At 66.5% G+C, this 19,556-nt stretch carries 17 protein-coding genes and 2 riboswitches; of the genes, 8 read left to right on the top strand and 9 right to left on the bottom strand.

Annotation, left to right across the window (positions count from 1 at the left end; genetic code table 11):
• Entirely contained in the window at positions 1-1,815 is a 1,815-nt protein-coding gene (locus RKP46_RS14325) for an asparagine synthase-related protein (protein ID WP_311107257.1), read from the bottom strand.
• Between the two features lie 451 nt (positions 1,816-2,266).
• Here RKP46_RS14325 and RKP46_RS14320 point away from each other — a divergent pair, with 451 nt between their 5' ends.
• From RKP46_RS14320 to cysN, 3 genes are all read left to right on the top strand, one after another.
• Positions 2,267-2,590 carry a phasin family protein gene (locus RKP46_RS14320; RefSeq protein ID WP_311097781.1) on the top strand — a complete coding sequence of 108 codons (324 nt, stop codon included), beginning with the start codon at positions 2,267-2,269 and terminating at the stop codon, positions 2,588-2,590.
• Between the two features lie 78 nt (positions 2,591-2,668).
• A complete protein-coding gene (gene cysD, locus RKP46_RS14315) occupies positions 2,669-3,577 on the top strand; it encodes a sulfate adenylyltransferase subunit CysD (protein WP_311107256.1) in 909 nt (302 codons plus the stop codon).
• Between the two features lie 72 nt (positions 3,578-3,649).
• Positions 3,650-5,326 carry a sulfate adenylyltransferase subunit CysN gene (gene cysN, locus RKP46_RS14310; protein WP_311107255.1) on the top strand — a complete coding sequence of 559 codons (1,677 nt, stop codon included), beginning with the start codon at positions 3,650-3,652 and terminating at the stop codon, positions 5,324-5,326.
• A 64-nt stretch (positions 5,327-5,390) separates the two neighbouring features.
• Here the strand turns inward: cysN and chrA are convergent, their stop codons facing one another.
• A complete protein-coding gene (chrA, locus tag RKP46_RS14305) occupies positions 5,391-6,611 on the bottom strand; it encodes a chromate efflux transporter (RefSeq protein ID WP_311107254.1) in 1,221 nt (406 codons plus the stop codon).
• Positions 6,612-6,913: 302 nt separating this feature from the next.
• Here chrA and dksA point away from each other — a divergent pair, with 302 nt between their 5' ends.
• Positions 6,914-7,342, top strand: coding sequence for an RNA polymerase-binding protein DksA (gene dksA, locus RKP46_RS14300; protein ID WP_311097774.1), 429 nt, complete (start codon positions 6,914-6,916; stop codon positions 7,340-7,342).
• 39 nt (positions 7,343-7,381) lie between these two features.
• Here dksA and RKP46_RS14295 read toward each other — a convergent pair whose 3' ends face one another.
• The 3 genes from RKP46_RS14295 to mtnA are packed head-to-tail and all read right to left on the bottom strand — an operon-like array spanning position 7,382 to position 10,749.
• A complete protein-coding gene (locus tag RKP46_RS14295) occupies positions 7,382-8,977 on the bottom strand; it encodes an NAD(P)/FAD-dependent oxidoreductase (RefSeq protein WP_311107253.1) in 1,596 nt (531 codons plus the stop codon).
• Positions 8,964-9,671, bottom strand: a complete 708-nt coding sequence (locus RKP46_RS14290) for a class II aldolase/adducin family protein (RefSeq protein WP_311107252.1) — start codon at positions 9,669-9,671, stop codon at positions 8,964-8,966. Before RKP46_RS14290 ends, RKP46_RS14295 begins: the two co-directional genes overlap by 14 nt.
• Positions 9,664-10,749 carry an S-methyl-5-thioribose-1-phosphate isomerase gene (gene mtnA / locus RKP46_RS14285; RefSeq protein ID WP_311107258.1) on the bottom strand — a complete coding sequence of 362 codons (1,086 nt, stop codon included), beginning with the start codon at positions 10,747-10,749 and terminating at the stop codon, positions 9,664-9,666. Before mtnA ends, RKP46_RS14290 begins: the two co-directional genes overlap by 8 nt.
• A gap of 157 nt (positions 10,750-10,906) precedes the next feature.
• Between mtnA and RKP46_RS14280 the strand changes: the two genes are divergently transcribed.
• Positions 10,907-11,467: a DUF3617 family protein gene (locus tag RKP46_RS14280; protein WP_311107251.1), complete on the top strand. Its 561-nt coding sequence runs from the start codon at positions 10,907-10,909 to the stop codon at positions 11,465-11,467.
• Positions 11,468-11,546: 79 nt separating this feature from the next.
• On the opposite strand, the gene RKP46_RS14275 is transcribed toward RKP46_RS14280, so the two are convergent.
• The 4 genes from RKP46_RS14275 to gcvT form a co-directional block, all read right to left on the bottom strand.
• A complete protein-coding gene (locus RKP46_RS14275) occupies positions 11,547-12,029 on the bottom strand; it encodes a glutathione peroxidase (RefSeq protein WP_311097770.1) in 483 nt (160 codons plus the stop codon).
• A gap of 92 nt (positions 12,030-12,121) precedes the next feature.
• A complete protein-coding gene (gcvP, locus tag RKP46_RS14270; protein WP_311107250.1) occupies positions 12,122-15,031 on the bottom strand; it encodes an aminomethyl-transferring glycine dehydrogenase in 2,910 nt (969 codons plus the stop codon).
• A gap of 24 nt (positions 15,032-15,055) precedes the next feature.
• On the bottom strand, positions 15,056-15,442 hold the full coding sequence (gene gcvH, locus RKP46_RS14265; RefSeq protein WP_311107249.1) for a glycine cleavage system protein GcvH: 387 nt from the start codon (positions 15,440-15,442) through the stop codon (positions 15,056-15,058).
• A gap of 78 nt (positions 15,443-15,520) precedes the next feature.
• On the bottom strand, positions 15,521-16,609 hold the full coding sequence (gene gcvT, locus RKP46_RS14260; protein WP_311107248.1) for a glycine cleavage system aminomethyltransferase GcvT: 1,089 nt from the start codon (positions 16,607-16,609) through the stop codon (positions 15,521-15,523).
• A gap of 70 nt (positions 16,610-16,679) precedes the next feature.
• A riboswitch (glycine riboswitch) is annotated at positions 16,680-16,789 on the bottom strand.
• A riboswitch (glycine riboswitch) is annotated at positions 16,790-16,876 on the bottom strand.
• A 105-nt stretch (positions 16,877-16,981) separates the two neighbouring features.
• On the opposite strand from gcvT, the gene RKP46_RS14255 reads away from it, so the two are divergent.
• The 3 genes from RKP46_RS14255 to RKP46_RS14245 form a co-directional block, all read left to right on the top strand.
• The gene (locus RKP46_RS14255) at positions 16,982-17,275 is read left to right on the top strand and encodes an antibiotic biosynthesis monooxygenase (RefSeq protein WP_311107247.1); all 294 of its coding nucleotides are present in this window, start codon (positions 16,982-16,984) and stop codon (positions 17,273-17,275) included.
• Complete coding sequence (locus RKP46_RS14250) at positions 17,272-18,528, top strand: iron-containing alcohol dehydrogenase (RefSeq protein ID WP_311107246.1); 1,257 nt, start codon at positions 17,272-17,274, stop codon at positions 18,526-18,528. The genes RKP46_RS14255 and RKP46_RS14250 overlap by 4 nt, the downstream gene beginning before the upstream one ends.
• Positions 18,529-18,693: 165 nt before the next feature.
• On the top strand, positions 18,694-19,556 hold an 863-nt coding region (locus RKP46_RS14245), incomplete at its 3' end, for an Rpn family recombination-promoting nuclease/putative transposase (RefSeq protein WP_311107245.1).

The raw sequence follows: 19,556 nt of genomic DNA, 5'->3' as shown, positions 1-19,556 counted from the left end.
CTAGCGACCCAGCTCGGCGCCGCTCGCCGCCAGCCGGAAGCCGCCGCTGTCGGTTTCCAGCCGGCGCAGCCACTGTTCGAGCATCGTCAGGATCCAGACCATCTCGCCGTAGTAGCCCGGATGTTCCGGCAGGTATTCGGCGAACAGGCGGCGAACGAAGTCGCCGCGCACGATGTCGCGTTGCGCCAGAGCGCTCAGCGACTCTTCGCACAGTTGCCGCAAGGCGGGCGTCTGCGTCGCCCAGACGCCGAAAGGCAGGCCGAAGCCCTTTTTCTGCTTGGTGATGATCTCGTCAGGCAGGAAACCGCGCAGCGCTTCCTTGAAGAACCAGCGCAGTTTGAATCCGCGGACCTTCCAGTTGGCGGGCAGCGCAAGCGAGAAATCGGTGACGCGATCGGCGAGCAGCGGGTAGCCGACAGCAATCCCCGCCATCTGCGTCGCGCCACGGACTTTCGGCAGGTCGCTGTCGGCCAGCGTATAGCGCCAGTCGTACGCCAGCATGCGGTTGATCAGACTGGGCGTCGCACATTCGCTCCAGGTCGCGCGCGTATGTCGGGGCGGTTCGCCCGCTTCGACGCGGGCGAGAAAGCCGCTCGTCAGGATGTTCGCCGGGTCGAGCTGCATCAACAGATTGAAACTCTGCATGCGATCGGGCATCGGCACGCGCGAATGGCGAACGTAGCCGGTCGCCTGGCGCAGTCCGGGAATGCGGCGCAACGGACTGTCGTCGGCGCATAAAGGCTCGATCAGCCGCCGCATGCCGCCCGGCAGTCGGTGATAGAACTCCAGGAAGCGCTGCATCGCATAGCGCGAATTGCCGCCGAAGAGTTCGTCGCCGCCGTCGCCGGCGAGCATCTTGCTGCAGCCGTCAGCGCGCGCCAGACGGGCGCAGATATACGCCGGCAGCGCCGACGAGTTACCGAACGGCTGGTCGTGATGTTGCGCGACAGCCGGAATGTCTGCCACCAGGTCTTCCGGAGTTACGTAGTAGGCCCGATGCTGGCAGCCGAAATGCTTGGCTGCGATGCGGGCGTACTCCATTTCGTCGTAGCCCTCGGCGGCGAAGCCGATCGAATAGGCGAGCGGCGGCTTGCCGCTGAGCTCGCCGAGCAGTCCGACGACCGTCGAACTGTCGGTCCCACCCGAGAGGAAAGCGCCCACCTGCGTCTGGCCGACGAGTTCGCTGGCCACGCTCTCGCGCAGCAGGCGAAGAAACGTTTCGCGCGCGCTGGCGAAGGACATCCCCCTCTCTTCGTCAAAGCGCAACGGCCAGTGACGCACTTCGCGCGCGCCCTGCCGGTCGACGAGCAGCGCGTGCGCCGCTGGCAAGCGGCGTACGCCCTGGAATACCGTGCGCGGCGCCGGAATCATGTGAAAGTACAGAAAATCGAAGATCGCCTGCGGATCGAGTTCGTTGCCACGCCGGTCGACGCAGTCGGCGCGGTCGGCAAAGGCGAGCGTCTGCTCGTCGAGGCGATAGCACAAGGTTTCGCTGGCGAAACGATCGACCGCCAGAAAAACGCACGCGCGCACCACATCGACCACGGCAAAAGCATAGTTACCGACCAGGGCGGAACACAGTTCGGGGCCACTCGCCTGCCAGGCGGCGAGAACGACGCTCGCCGCATCGGCCACCGAACCTTGGGCGAGCGCATCGTCGCTGCGCCGGCGCGGCGTGCCGACGGCGACGCACGCGGCGCTGGCATTGCGCGCGGTTGACGATCCGTGCAGAACGAGCGAGGCAAGCAAGTCCTGCGCCGCCGCCGGATCGCGCAGCCGGGAAAGATCGATCTGGCCGGAGAGCCTTGGTTTCATGGTGGTTATCTCGCGGAGGAAGGCGGGGCGACGCGCCGGCGACGCAGAAGCGCGTCAAGAAGCGCGTTATATTCTCACAGAAGGCGGCCTCCACTCCACTGGCAGCGTTCAGCTTCGGCGCATTGGCCATCGGCTGATCCCTTCGACCGAACGCAAGGCGCACACCGCCGTGGGCGACAGCAACGTGCCTGTCCGCCTCCGGGCAGCTGTGTTGTCAACCGGAAACGTGAAGAATTCGTTTGCTGGGAAGGAGAATTGGCTTATTCTCGCCCATGCGTTCGGGCGGCGCGGCGCGGCGCGGCGCGGCAGTCGATCGTGGGCTGATGGTTTTCGGCAAGGCCAACCACCTGCCCGGCCTTTGCCACACGTCCCCGCCTGTCCCACTCGTTTCCAGCTTTGCCAGGTCGTCCGGCCTGTCCAGTTTGTCCAACCACATTTGCGGGAGCGCGCCATGAGCCGTGCCGACGAAAAAATCATCGCCGCCAGCGAAGCGAGCATAGACGCACTGGCCGCCCTGACCAGCGCTGCACTCGACGCCAGCGAGCGCATTCTCAGCCTGCACCTGCATACTGCACGCGCGCTGCTTGGCGACGCTTTTCTCTACAACGAATCACTGGCGACAGCGCAGGATTTCGAGCGCGTCGTGTCGCTCAGTGTCGACCTGACTCGGCCGCTGATCGAACGTTGCGGGGCGTACGCCCGCCGCGTCGCCGAGATCACCGCGCGCAGTGTCGAAGAAGCCGCCAATCTGAGCGAAACGCACTGCCGCTTCTGAACGACGCCGGCGCGCAGTCGGCGCAGCGGGAGATTTCTGGTATAAGTGCACCCCCTCCCCCGTTCGCCTGCCGGCCTCATGAACGACCGAAAACTGACCCACCTGAAGGCCCTCGAAGCCGAAAGCATCCACATCATTCGCGAAGTTGCCGCCGAATTCGAGCGGCCGACGATGCTTTATTCGATCGGCAAGGACTCGGCGGTGATGCTGCACCTCGCGCTCAAGGCCTTCCATCCGGGTAAACCGCCGTTTCCGCTGATGCACGTGGACACGACGTGGAAGTTCCGCGAAATGATCGAGTTCCGTGACCGGCACGTGCGCTCGCTCGGCCTGGAACTGATCGTACACATCAACGAAGACGGTGTTCGCCAGGGAATCAGCCCCTTGCGCCACGGCAGCAAGAAGCACACCGACATCATGAAGACGGAAGCGCTCAAGCAGGCGCTCGACAAGTACCGCTTCGACGCGGCTTTCGGCGGTGCACGGCGCGATGAGGAAAAGTCGCGCGCGAAAGAGCGTGTGTATTCGTTTCGCGACGCGCACCACCGCTGGGACCCGAAGAACCAGCGCCCCGAGTTGTGGAACCTCTACAACGGCAAGATCAACCCGGGCGAAAGCATCCGCGTCTTTCCGCTTTCGAACTGGACCGAACTCGACGTCTGGCAGTACATCCATCTGGAAAACATCCCGATCGTACCGCTCTACTTCGCCGCCCGGCGGCCGGTGGTCGAGCGCGACGGCGTGCTGATCATGGTGGACGACGAGCGCTTCGAGCTGCGCCCGGGCGAGCAGCCGATGATGAAGATGGTCCGCTTCCGGACGCTCGGCTGCTACCCGCTGACCGGCGCCGTCGAATCGACAGCAAACACGCTGCCCGAGATCATCCAGGAAATGCTGCTGACGCGAACTTCCGAGCGTCAGGGCCGGGTGATCGACCACGACCAGGCGGGTTCGATGGAAGAGAAGAAGAAGGAAGGCTATTTCTGATTTCCTGACCGCCTGACCTGGCGCGCCGCCCATCCGGGTGCGCGCCGCTCGCCCGTCCCGAGGTTGCCCAAAATGTCCCACCAGTCCGAACTGATCAGCACCGACATCCACGCCTATCTGGCGCAACACGAGCGCAAGCAACTGCTTCGCTTCCTGACATGCGGCAGCGTCGACGACGGCAAGAGCACGCTGATCGGGCGCCTGCTGCACGATTCGAAGATGATCTACGAAGATCAGCTTGCCGCCATCCAGCGCGACAGCCTGAAGTCGGGGACGACCGGCGGCGACCTCGACCTCGCCTTGCTCGTCGACGGGCTGCAGGCCGAGCGCGAGCAGGGAATCACCATCGATGTCGCCTACCGCTACTTTTCCACCGCGCAGCGCAAGTTCATCATCGCCGACACGCCTGGTCACGAGCAGTACACGCGCAACATGGCAACCGGCGCCTCGACCTGCGACCTGGCGATCATTCTGGTCGACGCGCGCTACGGCGTGCAGACGCAAACCCGGCGGCACAGCTTCATCGTTTCGCTGCTCGGCATCCGCAACGTCATCGTGGCGATCAACAAGATGGACCTGCTCGACTTCGAGCAGACGGTTTTTACTCGGATCCACGACGAGTACCTCGAATTCGCCGGCGGACTCGGCTTCACCGACCTGCGTTTCATCCCGATCTCGGCGCTGCACGGGGATAACGTCGTCCGGCGCAGCGAAAAGACGCCGTGGTTTTCCGGCGAGCCGCTGATGGACGTGCTGAACACGATCGAGATTGCCGCCGACCGGAATCTCGCCGACCTGCGCTTCCCGGTGCAGTGGGTCAATCGGCCGAATCTCGACTTCCGCGGTTTCAGCGGAACGCTGGCTGCCGGCGTCCTGAAGAAGGGCGACGCGGTGCTCGCCCTGCCCTCGCGCCGCCGCAGCCGCGTCAAGGCGATCGTCACCTACGATGGCGAGCTGGCCGAGGCCTTCCCGCCACAGGCGATCACCGTCACGCTGGAGGACGAAATCGACGTCAGCCGCGGCGACCTGCTCGTTCGACCGGGCGAGGAGCCGACGCTCGACTCGCGTTTCACCGCGCATCTCGTCTGGATGAACGACGCGCCGCTGATTCCCGGTCGGCAGTATCTGCTCAAGTTGGCAACGCGCACGGTGGCTGGCGCCGTCGCCCGCATCGTCCATCGCATCGACATCAACACGCTCGCAACGCACGCGGCTGAACAGTTGAATCTGAACGAGATCGGCTTGTGCGAACTGGCGCTGAGCGCGCCGATTGCCTTCGACCCCTACGCGCGCGTGAAGGCGACCGGTTCGTTCATCCTGATCGACCGCCTGACGCACGCAACGGTGGCCGCTGGAATGATCGTGCGCGCGGCAACGCGCCAGGAACAATGGCATCCGGTAACGCCGGCGGAACGCGCGGTGCGTTTCGGTCAACACGCGCTGATCGTCTGGCTGACCGGCGAAGACCGTCAGCCGGCGGCGCGCCAGCTCGAACGCCGGCTGTTCGACCGCGGCTACACCTGTCTCGTACTCGATGAAGAAGCATCGCCAGCGCAAGCGGCAAGCACGGCGCGCCAGGTCAAGGCCGCCGGGCTGATCTGCATCTGCCCAAGCGACGAGCCACCGACCGGACTGGCGGACGATCCGGAGCAGGTCGTCATCGACGCCCAGGCGCTCGATCTCGAAGCGCTGATCGCCCTGCTCGCGCTGCCGGCCGCCGCCGCCGACCAGCCCGCCTACGAAATCTGACGCCAGCGACTAGCGCGCAGCGACCCCTGCCCGCCCCACCTGACGGCCACTGGCTGCGCGCGAATCAGACGACGAGTTCGAGCAGGCAGCCGGCCAGCGCGCTGCCGGCGACCACCAGCCAGGGCGGCACGCGCCAGAAGACGAGCGCGACCAGCGCGCTCAGCGCCAGAGCGAAATCGGCCGGTTGCCGGATGGCACTCGTCCACACCGGATGATAGAGCGCGGCGAGCAGGAGCCCGACGACGGCCGCGTTGACCCCGGCCAGCGCAGCCTGCGCGCGCGCGCTGCGCCTGATCTGCGCCCAGAACGGCAGCGCGCCGACGACCAGCAGGAAGGCTGGCAGGAAGATGGCGAGCAGGCAGACGACGCCGCCCAGCCAACCATTCGGCGGCTCGCGCATGGCAGCGCCGAGAAACGCGGCAAAGGTGAACAGCGGACCGGGAACCGCCTGCGCCGCACCATAGCCGGCCAGAAAGGCATCGTCGGCCAGCCAGCCGCTGGGAACGACCTCGGCGCGCAGCAGCGGCAGAACGACGTGCCCGCCGCCGAAGACGAGCGAGCCGGCACGATAGAATGCGTCGACGCGCGCCAGCGTGGCGTTCGGAAACGATTGCGCGAGCAGCGGCAGAGCGAACAGCAGCACGACGAACAGCGCCAGCCAGACGGCGCCGCTGCGGCGCCCGATGCCGACCGGCAAGGGCTCGGGCGCAGCGCCACTCGAACCTGCGAAGAGCAGCGCGCCAGCGACAGCCGCCACGCCAATCACACCGACCTGCCCCCAGGTACTCGGCCAGAGCAGCAAGGTACACGCGGCCAGCGCCATCAGCGTAACGCGCGCTGCATCGGTGCACAGGCTGCGGCCCATTCCCCACACCGCCTGCGCAACGACGGCAACGGCGACGACCTTGCAGCCGTGCAGGACGCCAGCCGGAACGCCATCGCCGAAACGGGTCAGACCGAGAGCAAAAGCAATCAGCAGCAGCGCCGAAGGCAGCGTAAACCCGGCCCAGGCAGCCAGCGCACCAGCATAACCGGCGCGCGACAGGCCGAGCGCGATGCCCACCTGGCTGCTCGCCGGACCGGGAAGAAACTGGCACAAGGCAACGATGTCGGCGTACGCGCGCTCGCTGAGCCAGGCGCGGCGGTCGACGAACTCGCTGCGAAAGTAGCCCAGATGAGCAACCGGTCCGCCAAACGAAGTCAGCCCCAGACGCAGGAAAATCCGGAAGACGGCCCACGCAGTGTGATCGTCGAATCGTCGCCCCTGCCCTGTCGCTGACACCATTCCCCGTTCCTCCTCGGATCAAGCGCGACCGCCTTTCGCCGTCCCTGGCCGCACGAGCGCAGCGCGGGTCAATACCCGCCGCGTCTGGCCATCCGCGGCGGCGGCTTTGCCGCAGCCCGACAATGCTATACCATTCGCCGCTGGCAGCAAGCTGGAGGCGAGCGAACCCGCTGGCCTTGCCGGCAGTGGCCGAGCAAAGGCCCCAGGCAGCGGTCGCCGGCAACGCCGGGGCAAGCGGTGCTCAAGGTCCACCCAGGACGGCCGGCCGCGCGCCAGCCGAGCAAGCGTCAAGGAGAAAAAAAATGACCGATCCCATGCCGTCAGTTGACCTGGAAACCGAAGCCTCGCTGCTTGCTGCGCCGTCCGAGGACTACATGTCTGCCCGGCAGCTCGCCTTCTTTCGCCGCCGTCTACTCGGTGAGGAGCAAGCGCTGCTCGCTGCGGTCAAGGAAACCGCCGGCCATCTGCAGCAGGCCGAAACGAGTTCGGACTGGAGCGATCGGGCAAGCACCGAAGAAGAACACACGCTCGAACTGCGTGTGCGCGACCGGGAAAGAAAGCTGCTGCAGAAGATCCGCGAAGCGCTGCGCCGCATCGACGACGGCAGCTACGGCTGGTGCGAGGAAACCGGCGAAGCGATCGGCCTCGCCCGCCTGCTCGCCCGTCCGACGGCGGCGCTCTGCCTGGAAGCGCAGGAGAGGCGCGAACAGACCAAGCGCCGCTTCGCCTGACGCCGCCCGCGTCGTCGCTGGTACCAGCAAGGCCAGCGCTCAGGCGAGCAAGGCGCGCGTCACCGCCTCGGCCACCTCGATGCCGTCGATCGCCGCCGACAGAATGCCGCCGGCGTAACCGGCGCCCTCCCCGGCCGGATACAGCCCTTTCAGGTTGAGACTCTGGCAGTCGGCACCGCGCGTGATGCGCACCGGTGACGAGGTCCGCGTTTCAACGCCGGTGAGCAGCGCATCGGGCAGCGCAAAACCGGGAATCTGCCGGTCGAAAGCGGGCAGCGCCTCGCGCAGAGCAGCAATCGCGTAGGGCGGCAGCGCGCTTGCCAGACTGCCCAGGAGCACGCCCGGCCGATACGACGGAACGACCGCGCCGAGCGCGGTCGACGCGCGATCGGCCAGAAAATCGCCGAGCAACTGGCCGGGCGCAGCGTAGGTGCCGCCGCCGAGTTCGAAGGCTTGCCTTTCGAGCTGCCTCTGCAGCGCGATCCCGGCCAGCGGACCGCCGGGGAAATCGGCCGGCGTAATGCCGACGACCAGCCCGGCATTGGCGTTGCGTTCGTTGCGCGAGTACTGGCTCATGCCGTTTGTTACGACGCAGTTGGCCTCGGAAGTCGCTGCGACCACCGTACCGCCCGGACACATGCAGAAACTGAAGACGGTCCGCCCATTGCTGCAGTGGTGAACCAGCTTGTAGTCGGCTGCACCGAGCAGCGGATGCCCGGCGTACGCCCCGAAGCGCGCGCGGTCGATCAACGACTGCGGATGCTCGATGCGCAGCCCGATGGCAAAAGGCTTGGCTTCGATGAACACGCCGCTGCGTGCCAGCATTGCAAAGGTGTCGCGCGCGCTGTGGCCGAGCGCCAGGACGACGTGCTCGGCGGCAATTTCCTCGCCGGACGCCAGCCGCACACCGCGCACGCACCCGCCTTCGATGTGCAGGCCGCTGACGCGTTGCTGAAAGCGCACCTCGCCGCCCAGGCGCTCGATCTCGTGGCGCATGCGCTCGACCATGCCGACCAGACGAAACGTGCCGATGTGCGGCTTGCCGAGGTAGAGGATTTCGGGCGGCGCGCCGGCCTTGACGAACTCGCCGAGCACCTTGCGCGCGTAGTGCCGGGGGTCCTTGATCTGGCTGTACAACTTGCCGTCGGAAAAGGTGCCGGCGCCCCCCTCGCCGAACTGCACGTTCGATTCCGCGTCGAGCACGTTGTTGCGCCATAGCCGCCAGGTATCCTGCGTACGCTCGCGCACTGCCTTGCCGCGTTCGAGGACGAGCGGGCAGAAACCGCTCTGGGCGAGAATCAGCGCGGCAAAAATCCCGGCCGGGCCGAAACCGACGATCACCGGCCGGCTGCGCAGGCGTGCCGGCGCGTGCCCGACGAAGCGGTAGCGCATGTCCGGCGTCGGCCGCAGGTGCGGGTCATCGCTGCGGCCTTGCCACAGCGCGGCTTCGTCGGCCAGCCGCACGTCGAGCGTGTAGATCAGGGTCGGCGGACGCCCGCGGCGCGCGTCGTGACTGCGCCGGAAGACGCTCAGATCGAGGATCTCGCTCGGCGCAAGCGCGAGGCGCGTGGCTACTGCGGCACGCAGCGCCTCCGGCGGGTGGTCAAGCGGCAGGCGGATTTCACTGACGCGCATAGCCGCTACCCGTCTCGTCGCGGGCATGCTGCTCTGAGGCGAACGCCGGCTGACCGTAGGTGGCGAAACGGGCACTGACCAGCGCCATCTCGTCGGCATCGAGGAGCACGGGCGGGCCGATCTGGCAGGCGCGCCAATATTGCTCGCAGAGCGCTTCCAGTTCGCCGCCGAGGTCGATCGACTGTTCCAGGTCGTCGGCGAGGACCAGCATGCCGTGGTTGGCGAGCAGGCACGCGCGCCGCCCGGCGATCGCCGGCACGATGGCGTCGGACAGCGCTTGCGTGCCGAAGGTCGCGTAACGCGCGCAACGCACGCTGTCGCCGCCGAAGCGCGCGATCATGTAGTGGAAAGGCGGAATGTCGCGCCGCAGGCAGGCCAGGCTGGTCGCGAACGGCGAGTGCGCGTGCAGGATCGCGCCCGCTTCCGGCCGCGCCTGGTAGAGGTCGTGGTGAAAGCGCCACTCGGACGACGGCCTGCGCCTGCCCAGCGAACCGCCGGCAAAGGAGATCAGGACCAGGTCGTCGGCCTGCAGCCGATCGTAGCGCATGCCGGTCGGCGTGATCAGGAAGCCCGCCTCGCCCTCCGGCCCGTCGGCGCGCGTGCGCACGCTGAGGTTGCCCGCGCAACCGCGATTCAAGCCGCTGGCGGCCATGCGCACGGCCGCCTCGATCAATTGCTGGCGTAGCTCAGACATGCGCTTCCTCCGGATAAAGCGTCAGCAGGCCGGCGCGCGTTGCCGGGCAGCAGCCACGCTCGCTGATCAAGGTGCTGACGCAGGCGGCCGGCGTTACGTCGAAAGCCGGATTGGCGACCGGCACCGACGCGTCGATCTGGCGCAGGCAGCCGACCGCGTCAGCGCCCGTGCGACCGTGCAGCCAGCGCAGCTCGTCGCCCGAGCGTTCTTCCAGCGGAATCGCTGCGCCGTCCGGGCAGGAAAAGTCGATCGTCGAACGTGGCGCAGCAACGTAGAAAGGCACTTGCGCCGCCGCCGCGGCCAGCGCCTTGAGGTAGGTGCCGATCTTGTTCGCCACGTCGCCGTTGGCGGCGATCCGGTCGGCACCGACGATCACCGCGTCGACTTCGCCGCGCGCAAGCAGCAGACCCGCCGCGTTGTCGGCAATCAGCGTGTGGGCAATCCCCTGCTGGCCGAGTTCCCAGGCGGTGAGCAGGCCCTGATTGCGCGGGCGCGTTTCGGAAACCCAGACATGCACTTCGATTCCTTCGGCAAAAGCGGCGTAGATCGGCGCCAGCGCGGTGCCATGATCGACCGTCGCCAGCCAGCCGGCGTTGCAATGCGTCATCAGCCGCCAGCGCCGCGCAGGCGGACAACACGCGCGCAGGAGGCGCAGACCGTGCTCGCCGATCCGGCGGCACTGCTCGACGTCCTCCTCGGCGATCGCCGCTGCCTCGCGCCAGGCAGCGGCGGCACGCGCTGCCGGGGCCAGGCCGTGCACGCGCTGGTACACGCGGCGCAGGGCCCAGTGCAGATTGACCGCGGTCGGCCGGGTCGCCGCCAAAGCCGCGTGTGCCGCGTCCAGGTGCGCGTCGTCGGCCCGCTCGGCAAGCGCCATTGCCAGCCCGTAAGCGGCGGTAACGCCGATCAGCGGCGCCCCGCGCACCTGCATGTCGACAATCGCGCGCAGCGCGTCGTCCAGGCTGGACAGGCGAAGCAGACGGAAGGCGTGCGGCAGCGCCGTCTGATCGATGATCTCGACGGCGCCTTCATCGGTCAGCGGCCGGATCGTCCGCATCGGTTTGCCGAGAACCTGCATGCGCCGCATTCTACCAGCCGCGACCGGGTATGCTGTTGCTGGCGTCGGCGCAGCGCCGGGAAGCGACAAATATCACACGGACAGCGACCCGTTTCCCGTCTAAGATTCGTTCATTGCCGCTCGGCTTTCCCGAGCGCACGCTGACTTGCGAGGAACGATGATGAAATGCCCGAGCCGACTGCCCAGCCGTCATCCGCGGCTGGCCTGTATCGTCACCCTGGCCGCCGCCACCCTGCTTGGCGCCGCCAGTGCGGCCGACATGCCGAAGCGCAAACCGGGTCTCTGGGAAGTCAATGCGCAGATGGCCGGAATGCCCTCGGCCGGGCCGATGCAGCAGTGTATCGACCAGACGACCGACGACCTGATGCAGCAACGGGCGAGCGCGCAGAAGCAGAACTGCAGCGTCATCGAGATCAAGCCGCAAGGCAACAGGGTCAGCGTGCATTCAGTGTGCAAGGTGCAGAACAGCACGGCAACCACCGACGCCGTCTTTGTCGGCGCTTTCGATTCCGCCTACAAGGGCGACATGCTGACCCGCTTCAACCCACCGCTGAACGGCTTGAGCGAATCAAAGGTGAACATCGACGCGCGCTGGCTCGGTCCCTGCAAACCCGGCCAAAAGCCGGGCGATGTCGTGATGCCGAACGTCGGCGGGATGAACATCAACGAAATGATGAAGGACCCGCGCGTTCAGGAAATGATGAAGCGGCAGAAGTAGGACGGTCCGGCCAGTCGGCGGCGTTTGCCTCAGGCAGGACGCGCCGCCGGCAAGCCGCCGATCGGCGCTGCGGCGGCGCTCAAAGCAGCGCTTCCACCCCGCGCGCCAGCGTTTCCGGGGTAGTCGCCGGCGCGTAGCGCTCGACCACCGCGCCCGCGCGGTCGACCAGAAATTTGGTGAAGTTCCACTTGATCGCTTCGCTGCCGAGCAAGCCGGGAGCGGCCTTCTTCAGGTGGCGAAAAAGCGGGTGCGCGTGTTCGCCATTGACCTCGACCTTGGCGAACATCGGGAAAGTGACGCCGTAGTTCTTCTGGCAAAAGGCGGCGATCTCGCTCGCCTCGCCCGGTTCCTGGGCGCCGAACTGGTTGCACGGAAAGCCGAGAACGACCAGTCCGCGCTCCCGGTATTTCTCGTAGAGCGCCTGCAGCCCGGCGTATTGCGGTGTAAACCCGCATTCGCTGGCGGTGTTGACGATGAGCAGGACCTGGCCGGCGTAGTCGGCCAGCGACTGGCTGCCGCCGGTGAGGCGCTCGGCGCTGATTTCGTAGATCGATGCGGCCATGCTGGGTTCCTCCAGTAAGCGGTGAACGGCGATCGGTCGGCACGACCGCGCTCTGCGCTGGGCGCAGCGTCCGGCCGTCGCCGCCGGCGAAGCTAGATCTCGAACTGGCCGTCGGCCTCGTCGAGCGGTGTGCAGGCGCAGAACAGGTGGCGATCGCCATAAACGTCGTCGACTCGATTGACGCTCGGCCAGAACTTGTTGCGCGCGACGTAGGGTAGCGGAAAGACGGCTTGCTGGCGACTGTACGGCCGCTGCCAATCGGCCTCGACCAGGTCGGCCTGCGTGTGCGGTGCGCGCCGCAGCGGATTGTCGTCGGCCGGCCAGTGCCCCTGCTCGACCAGGCGAATCTCGGCCCGAATGGCGCGCATCGCGTCGATGAAACGATCGAGTTCGGCCTTCGATTCCGATTCGGTCGGCTCGACCATCATCGTTCCGGGCACCGGGAAGCTCACCGTCGGCGCGTGGAATCCGTAGTCCATCAGACGCTTGGCGATGTCGATCTCGCTGACGCCGGTCGCCGCCTTGAGTGGTCGCACGTCGAGGATGCATTCATGTGCAACACGCCCGTGCCTGCCGGCGTAGAGCACCGGATAGTCGTCGCGCAAGCGGCTGGCGAGGTAATTGGCGTTGAGAATCGCCACCTCGCTGGCGCGCTTCAAACCGCTACCGCCCATCATCGCGATGTACATCCAGGCAATCGGCAGGATGGCCGGCGAACCCCATGGCGCTGCGGAAACCGCGCCCTGCCCGGCGTGCGGTCCGCTGACCGGCTGCACGCGGTGGTTCGGCAGGAAGGGAGCAAGATGCGCCTTGACGCCAATCGGTCCCATACCGGGGCCGCCGCCGCCGTGCGGAATACAGAAGGTCTTGTGCAGATTCATGTGGCTGACGTCGGCACCAATCAACGCCGGTGAGGTCAGACCGACCTGCGCGTTGAGGTTGGCGCCATCCATATACACCTCGCCGCCGTGCGCATGCACCAGTTCGCAGACCGCCTTGACCGATTCTTCGAAGACCCCGTGCGTCGAGGGATAGGTCAGCATCAGGCAGGCAAGCTCGTCGGCGTGCTTGGCGGCTTTCGCCGCCAGGTCGTCGACGTCGATATTGCCGCATTCGTCGCACTCGACGACGACGACGCGCATGCCACACATCTGCGCCGTCGCCGGGTTCGTCCCGTGTGCCGAACGCGGAATCAGGCAGACCTTGCGCCGGCCTTCGCCGCGGCTGGCGTGGTAGCGCGTGATCGTCACCAGACCGGCGTACTCGCCCTGTGCACCCGAATTGGGCTGCATGCAGATGGCGTCGAAACCGGTGATCGCCTGCAGCCAGTTTTCCAGTTCGCCGATCATCTGCAGATAGCCTTCGGCCTGGTCGAGCGGGACGAAGGGATGGATGTCGGTGAACTCGCGCCAGGTGACCGGCATCATCTCGCTCGCCGCGTTGAGCTTCATCGTGCACGAGCCGAGCGAGATCATCGAGCGGTCGAGTGCCAGGTCCTTTTCTTGCAGCATTTTCAGGTAGCGCAGCATCGCGTGTTCAGTGTGGTGCGAGTTGAACACCGAGTGCGTCAGGATCGCGTCACGGCGCAACAGCGCAGCCGGCAGGTCGTCCTCGCCGCTTTGCCGCACCTGCTCGTCAAGCCGATAGGGATCGGCGTTGATTCCGGTGATCAGCTTGATCAGCCGGGTAATATCGGTCGGTGTCGTTTTCTCATTCACCGCAATGCCGATCACCCCAGGCGACACCTGGCGCAGGTTGTAGCCCGCCTCGAGCGCCGCGCGGTAGGTCGGCAGCGCGTGGCTACCCAGGTTAACCCGCAGCGTGTCGAAGAAACACTCGCTGATCAGCGTCATTCCGGCCCGCCGGACACCTTCGGCGAGAATTGCTGCCAGCCGGTGAATCCGGCCGGCAATCGTGCGCAGGCCGTGCGGCCCGTGATACACGGCGTACATGCCGGCCATGTTGGCGAGCAGAACCTGCGAGGTGCAGATGTTCGAATTCGCCTTCTCGCGCCGGATATGCTGCTCGCGCGTCTGCAGCGCCATGCGCAGCGCGCGCTTGCCGCGGCTGTCGACCGAAACGCCGATGATGCGCCCGGGAACCGAACGCTTGTACTCGTCGCGCGTCGCGAAGAAAGCCGCGTGCGGTCCGCCGAAGCCGAGCGGAACGCCAAAGCGCTGCGCCGAACCAAGCGCGATGTCGGCGCCCATCTCGCCCGGCGAACGCAGCAGGACGAGCGCCATCAGGTCGGCGGCAACCGCCGTCACCGCCCCGCGCGCCTTCACTGCAGCGATCGGCGCGCTCAGGTCGATGACCTCGCCGCGGTCGTTCGGATACTGGAATAGCGCGCCAAAAACCTCGTGCTCGGCCGCCTCGGCGGGCGCCCCGAAAAGCAGCTCGAAACCGAAACACGCGGCGCGCGTGCGCAGCACGTCGATCGTTTGCGGAAAGCAGTCGGCGTCGACGAAGAACGTATTCGCCTTCACCTTGCTGATCCGGCGTGCCATGGCCATCGCCTCGGCGGCTGCTGTCGCCTCGTCGAGCAGCGACGCATTAGCCAGGTCCAGCCCGGTCAGGTCGATCACCATCTGCTGGAAGTTGAGCAGCGCCTCCAGCCGCCCCTGCGCAAGCTCGGCCTGGTACGGCGTGTAAGCCGTATACCAGCCGGGATTCTCCAGCACGTTGCGTTGAATGACCGGCGGCGTGATCGTGTCGGCGTAACCCATGCCGATCATCGAATGCTGCAGCCGGTTGCGTCCAGCCAGCGTGCGCAGCGTGGCCAGCGCTTCGCTCTCCGGACGTGCCTCGGGCAGCGCCAGTGGTTCGTCCAGGCGAATCGATTCCGGCACCGTCTGCGCGATCAGCTCGTCGAGACTGGCGGCGTCGACGGCCGTCAGCATGGCTGCGATTTCGTCGGCGCTGGGGCCGATATGGCGCTTGCTGAACTCGCTGCGCTGCTCCAGCGCAAACAGGCTGGGCAAGGCGTGGTGGCTACGTTCCATGACGACTCCCGGCAGGCGATCGGACTACTGGACAGCGTCGACGACCTGCTGATACGCCGCCGCGTCGAGCAAGGCGTCGACCTCGGCGGCAGCCGCCGGCGCCAGGATGAACAGCCAGGCTGCGTAAGCGTCCTGATTGACCCCCTCCGGCGCATCGACCAGTGCGCTGTTGACGTCGACGACGGTTCCCGCCACCGGCGCGTAAACGTCGGCCGCCGCCTTCACCGACTCGACGACCGCCGCCTCCTGCCCCGCTGCCAGTTCCTTGCCGAGCTCCGGCAGTTCGATGAAAACCAGATCGCCGAGCAACTCCTGCGCGTGCTCGGTGATGCCAACGGTGATCGTGCCGTCGCTCTCCAGGCGTATCCATTCGTGACTGCGCGTGTACTTGAGGTCGGAAGGAATGTTCATTGCGTTCTCCAGATCAGATGATTCGGTTGACTCGGCAGATGGATTGGCCGGCGGACGACCGGTTCGCTCGGTGACGGCCTAGACGAGCACGCGCCCGTGGCGGACGAAAGCCGGTTTGACCACACGCGCCGCCAGCAGTTTTTCGCGCACGCGCACGCTGACCGTCTCGCCGACCGCGGTCGGCAGCGGCAGACGCGCCAAGGCGATCGACTGCTGCATCGTCGGGGCAAAGCTGCCGCTGGTGATCTCGCCGCGGCCATGTTCGCCGACCACCTCCTGATGCGCGCGCAGCACGCCGCGTTCGAGCAGGACCAGGCCGAGAAACTGCTGCCCTTGCCCTCGTTCGAGCAGCGCCGCCTTGCCGACGAAGTCGCGCGGCGAAAGCAGATCGACCGTCCACGCCAAGCCGGCGTCGAGCGGCGAAACGCCCTCGTCCATGTCCTGCCCGTACAAGTTCATCCCCGCTTCCAGGCGCAGCGTGTCGCGCGCCCCGAGGCCGCAGCGGTGCACACCAGCCGCCGCCAGCGCCTGCCACAGCGCACTCGCCCGCTCGGCAGGCAGCGTGATCTCGTAGCCGTCCTCGCCGGTATAGCCGGTGCGGGCAATGAACAGGTCGCCGGCATCCGCGGCAAAGAAGGGCTTCAGCGCCTCGCTGGCAGCCCGCGCTTCGGGCAGGACGCGCCAGACCTGCTGCCGCGCCTGCGGCCCCTGCACGGCGATCATCGCCAACGCGCCAGCGCCCTGTCGGCGCGGCGTGAGGTCGACGGCCAAAGCCCATTCGGCCAGGCGCGCATTCATCCAGGCGAGATCCTTGGCCGCCGTTCCCGCATTGACGACGACGCGAAAGCGCTCGTCATCGATGAAGTAGACGATCAGGTCGTCGATCACCCCGCCGTCCGGATTGAGCATCGTGCTGTAGAGCGCCTTGCCGGGAACCGTCAGGCGATCCACATTGTTCGCCAGCAGGCGGCCGAGAAAGGCGCGCGCATCGCGACCGGCGACATCCACCGCACACATGTGCGAGACGTCGAACATCCCGGCGTCGCGGCGAACGGCGTGATGTTCCTCGATCTGCGAACCATAGTGGAGAGGCATTTCCCAGCCGCCGAAATCGACCATCCGCGCACCGCCCGCGCGATGGTCCTGATTGAGAGGTGTTTTCTCCATCTGTTCAGTCCGTTAAGAGTAATTCCTGCAGTCGATTCAAGAAACGGCAAAGGGGCGAACCCGAAGCGAGTTCACCCCCCTGTCCATCTACCTGAGAGATTGCCGGACTGTCAGAGACGCAGCCGCGTTGCCCCATCGGTGGGCGCTACGCCAGCCGGCACGCGCCACTCTCCAGAGTTGTCTGCACGAACGGTCCGTTTGCCTGAGCGTTTCCGGGTGGATTGCGCCTTCGGCGGTGGCTGAACCACGCTCTCCCGTTCGCGGCCGAACTATAACTCGCCGGGTGCTTTGGTCGCAAGCGTGGCGGATTGTTCCATCCCCTTCTGCCACCCTGTAGAATGAAGTCAAGCAACCCCTCCACACGAGGTACTCATGCAAGTCACACTCGTTCATGTGCGCGTCAAACCGGAAAATGTCGATGCCTTTGTCGCCGCCACGCGTGCCAACCACGAGGCGTCGATCGGCGAACCGGGAAATCGCCGCTTCGATGTCCTCCAGGCACCGGACGATCCGACGCGTTTCATCCTCTACGAAGCCTATGACTCGGCCGCCGATGCGGCCGCGCACAAAGCGACGCCGCATTATCTCGCCTGGCGCGACGCGGTCGCCGAGATGATGGCCGAGCCTCGCCGCGGCGAAGCGATGCGCGCACTCTTTCCGGCATGAGTGGGCAGCCCGCCGCCGACGCCGGCGAGCAATCGGCCTCACCCGCTGCGGCGCTGCCGCTGATCGACGCGCCGACGCCGATCGCACCGTTTGCCCTCGCTCGCCTGCCGCGCATCGAGTTCGGCGCTGGCGTACTCGACAAACTGCCGGCGATCGCTGGCGAGTTTGGGCGGCGTCTGCTCATCGTCAGCGGCCGTCGCTCGTTTGCCGAATCGGCCAGCGGCGCCCGCCTGTTCGCCGATTTGCGACGCGCCGGCCTGACTTTCGAGCAAGTCCAGGTCGCCGGCGAGCCGTCGCCCGAGTTGGTCGACGGCGCGGTCGCCAGCCTGCGCGGCACGCCGGTCGAGGTCGTCGTCGGCATCGGCGGCGGCAGCGCGCTGGACGCGGCGAAGGCGATCGCCGGTTTGCTGCGCACCGGTCATTCGGTGCTCGACCACCTTGAGGGCGTTGGCCCGGAAATCCCCTATCAGGGACCGGCGACGCCCTTCATCGCCGTTCCAACGACCGCCGGAAGCGGCTCGGAAGCGACGAAGAACGCCGTGCTGACGCGGACCGGGAGCTTCAAGAAATCGTTTCGCCACGATAAGCTGGTCGCCGAATGGGCCATCGTCGATCCTGAGCTGCTCGCCACCTGCCCGCCGGAACTGATCGCGGCGAACGGCCTCGATGCGTTTACCCAGTTGCTCGAATCCTTCGTCGCGACGCGCGCCAACCCGCTCACCGACGCGCTGGCGCGCGCCGGAATCATGGCGGCACGCGCTGCACTGGGCGAACTGTACCGCCAGCAAAGCGCCGCAGCGCGCGCACAGATGGCGCATGCTTCTCTTCTTTCCGGAATCTGTCTGGCGCAAACCGGGCTGGGCGCGGTACACGGCCTCGCCTCGCCGCTGGGTGCGTTCTTTCCCATCCCGCATGGCGTCGTCTGCGGTACGCTGGTCGCCGCGACGACCGCTGCCAACATCGCCGCGCTCGAAGCGCGCGCGCCAGAGCACCCGGCCTTGCGCAAGTACGCCGAGGTCGGCCGCCGTTTCGCCAGACAGAAGGGCCTGGCCGGTCCGGCCGCCCGCCGCTACCTGATCGACTGCCTGCTGCATTGGCAGGACGAGCTGGCGCTGCCGCGCCTGTCGGTCTACGGTGTCCGATCCGACGATCTGCCGCGCGTCGTCGCCGCCAGCCGTGCGGGCAGCATGCAGACGAATCCGGTCGTGCTCAGCGACGACGAACTCGGTGGAATTCTGCGCGAACGTCTGTAGGCTGAGGTCCACGCAAACACGCTTCGGCCACCGCGCCGAGTGCACAACGCCAGGTCGTTTGGCGAACGTGAAATGCAAGTGCAGATGCCGCCAACGCGCCACATGCCGACCGCCTGCTTCAGGAAGCGCCGCGTGTTGGCCTGGAGTTGATCGTACAATTCCCCTATGACCCACGATACCGGCTACAAGCGCCTCTTTGCGCACCCCGAGATGGTGCGCGACCTGCTGCGCGACTGGGTGCCCGGCGAATGGCTGGCCGAGGCCGACTTCTCGACCCTGGAACGGATCAATGCGAGTTTCGTTGCCGAGAACGAGAAGGAACGCCACGACGACATGGTCTGGCGCCTGCGCCTGAGTGATCGCTGGCTGTGGGTCTACCTGGTGCTCGAGTTCCAGTCCGAAGTCGACCGCTGGATGGCGCTGCGCATGCTGGTTTATGCCGGATTGCTGGCGCAGGACTTGGTCAAGCGGGGCGAACTGGTTGACGGCAAGCTACCCCCCATTCTGCCGGTCGTCCTCTACAACGGCCAGCCGGTGTGGGGTGCGCCGACCCAGGTGGGCGAGCTCTTTGCCCCGCCGCCGCCTGGCCTGGGCGACTATCAGCCGCATTTCGCCTATCATCTGATCGACGAGGCACGCCTGCGGCTGCATCCGGCAGCAAGCGTGCGCAACGCGGTCGAGGCGCTCTTCCGGCTCGAGCACGGGCGTACGCCGGACGACCTGCGGCGTGTCATCCAGGCGCTCGACGCGCTGCTGCGCGATCCACAGCAGCAAGCGATGCGTCACGCGTTTACTGCCTGGATCAAGCACCTCTTGCACCGCAAGGGCGCTACGCCGACACTTTCGGCGATGGCGACCGAGATTGACGCTATGAGCGATTTCATGGAGGCTGACAGCATGCTCGCCGAACGTATCGAAGCCTGGTTTGAGGAAGCAACCCAGCGTGGATTTCAGAATGGGTTCCAGAATGGGTTCCAGAATGGGTTTCAGGACGGGGTCCAGAACGGTATTCAGACAGGAATTCAGAC

Source organism: Accumulibacter sp., assembly GCF_031732815.1.
In the GTDB taxonomy this organism is placed as follows: domain Bacteria; phylum Pseudomonadota; class Gammaproteobacteria; order Burkholderiales; family Rhodocyclaceae; genus Accumulibacter.
Note: the sequence above shows the minus strand (reverse complement) of the source record. Positions and strands in the feature narration are given on the sequence as shown.

What these genes read in the sequence shown, in the direction of transcription:
- RKP46_RS14325 (WP_311107257.1), bottom strand. Translation starts at nt 1,815, where the DNA reads ATGAAACCAAGGCTCTCCGGCCAGATCGATCTTTCCCGGCTGCGCGAT.
- RKP46_RS14320 (WP_311097781.1), top strand. Translation starts at nt 2,267, where the DNA reads ATGAGCCGTGCCGACGAAAAAATCATCGCCGCCAGCGAAGCGAGCATA.
- cysD (WP_311107256.1), top strand. Translation starts at nt 2,669, where the DNA reads ATGAACGACCGAAAACTGACCCACCTGAAGGCCCTCGAAGCCGAAAGC.
- cysN (WP_311107255.1), top strand. Translation starts at nt 3,650, where the DNA reads ATGTCCCACCAGTCCGAACTGATCAGCACCGACATCCACGCCTATCTG.
- chrA (WP_311107254.1), bottom strand. Translation starts at nt 6,611, where the DNA reads ATGGTGTCAGCGACAGGGCAGGGGCGACGATTCGACGATCACACTGCG.
- dksA (WP_311097774.1), top strand. Translation starts at nt 6,914, where the DNA reads ATGACCGATCCCATGCCGTCAGTTGACCTGGAAACCGAAGCCTCGCTG.
- RKP46_RS14295 (WP_311107253.1), bottom strand. Translation starts at nt 8,977, where the DNA reads ATGCGCGTCAGTGAAATCCGCCTGCCGCTTGACCACCCGCCGGAGGCG.
- RKP46_RS14290 (WP_311107252.1), bottom strand. Translation starts at nt 9,671, where the DNA reads ATGTCTGAGCTACGCCAGCAATTGATCGAGGCGGCCGTGCGCATGGCC.
- mtnA (WP_311107258.1), bottom strand. Translation starts at nt 10,749, where the DNA reads ATGCAGGTTCTCGGCAAACCGATGCGGACGATCCGGCCGCTGACCGAT.
- RKP46_RS14280 (WP_311107251.1), top strand. Translation starts at nt 10,907, where the DNA reads ATGATGAAATGCCCGAGCCGACTGCCCAGCCGTCATCCGCGGCTGGCC.
- RKP46_RS14275 (WP_311097770.1), bottom strand. Translation starts at nt 12,029, where the DNA reads ATGGCCGCATCGATCTACGAAATCAGCGCCGAGCGCCTCACCGGCGGC.
- gcvP (WP_311107250.1), bottom strand. Translation starts at nt 15,031, where the DNA reads ATGGAACGTAGCCACCACGCCTTGCCCAGCCTGTTTGCGCTGGAGCAG.
- gcvH (WP_311107249.1), bottom strand. Translation starts at nt 15,442, where the DNA reads ATGAACATTCCTTCCGACCTCAAGTACACGCGCAGTCACGAATGGATA.
- gcvT (WP_311107248.1), bottom strand. Translation starts at nt 16,609, where the DNA reads ATGGAGAAAACACCTCTCAATCAGGACCATCGCGCGGGCGGTGCGCGG.
- RKP46_RS14255 (WP_311107247.1), top strand. Translation starts at nt 16,982, where the DNA reads ATGCAAGTCACACTCGTTCATGTGCGCGTCAAACCGGAAAATGTCGAT.
- RKP46_RS14250 (WP_311107246.1), top strand. Translation starts at nt 17,272, where the DNA reads ATGAGTGGGCAGCCCGCCGCCGACGCCGGCGAGCAATCGGCCTCACCC.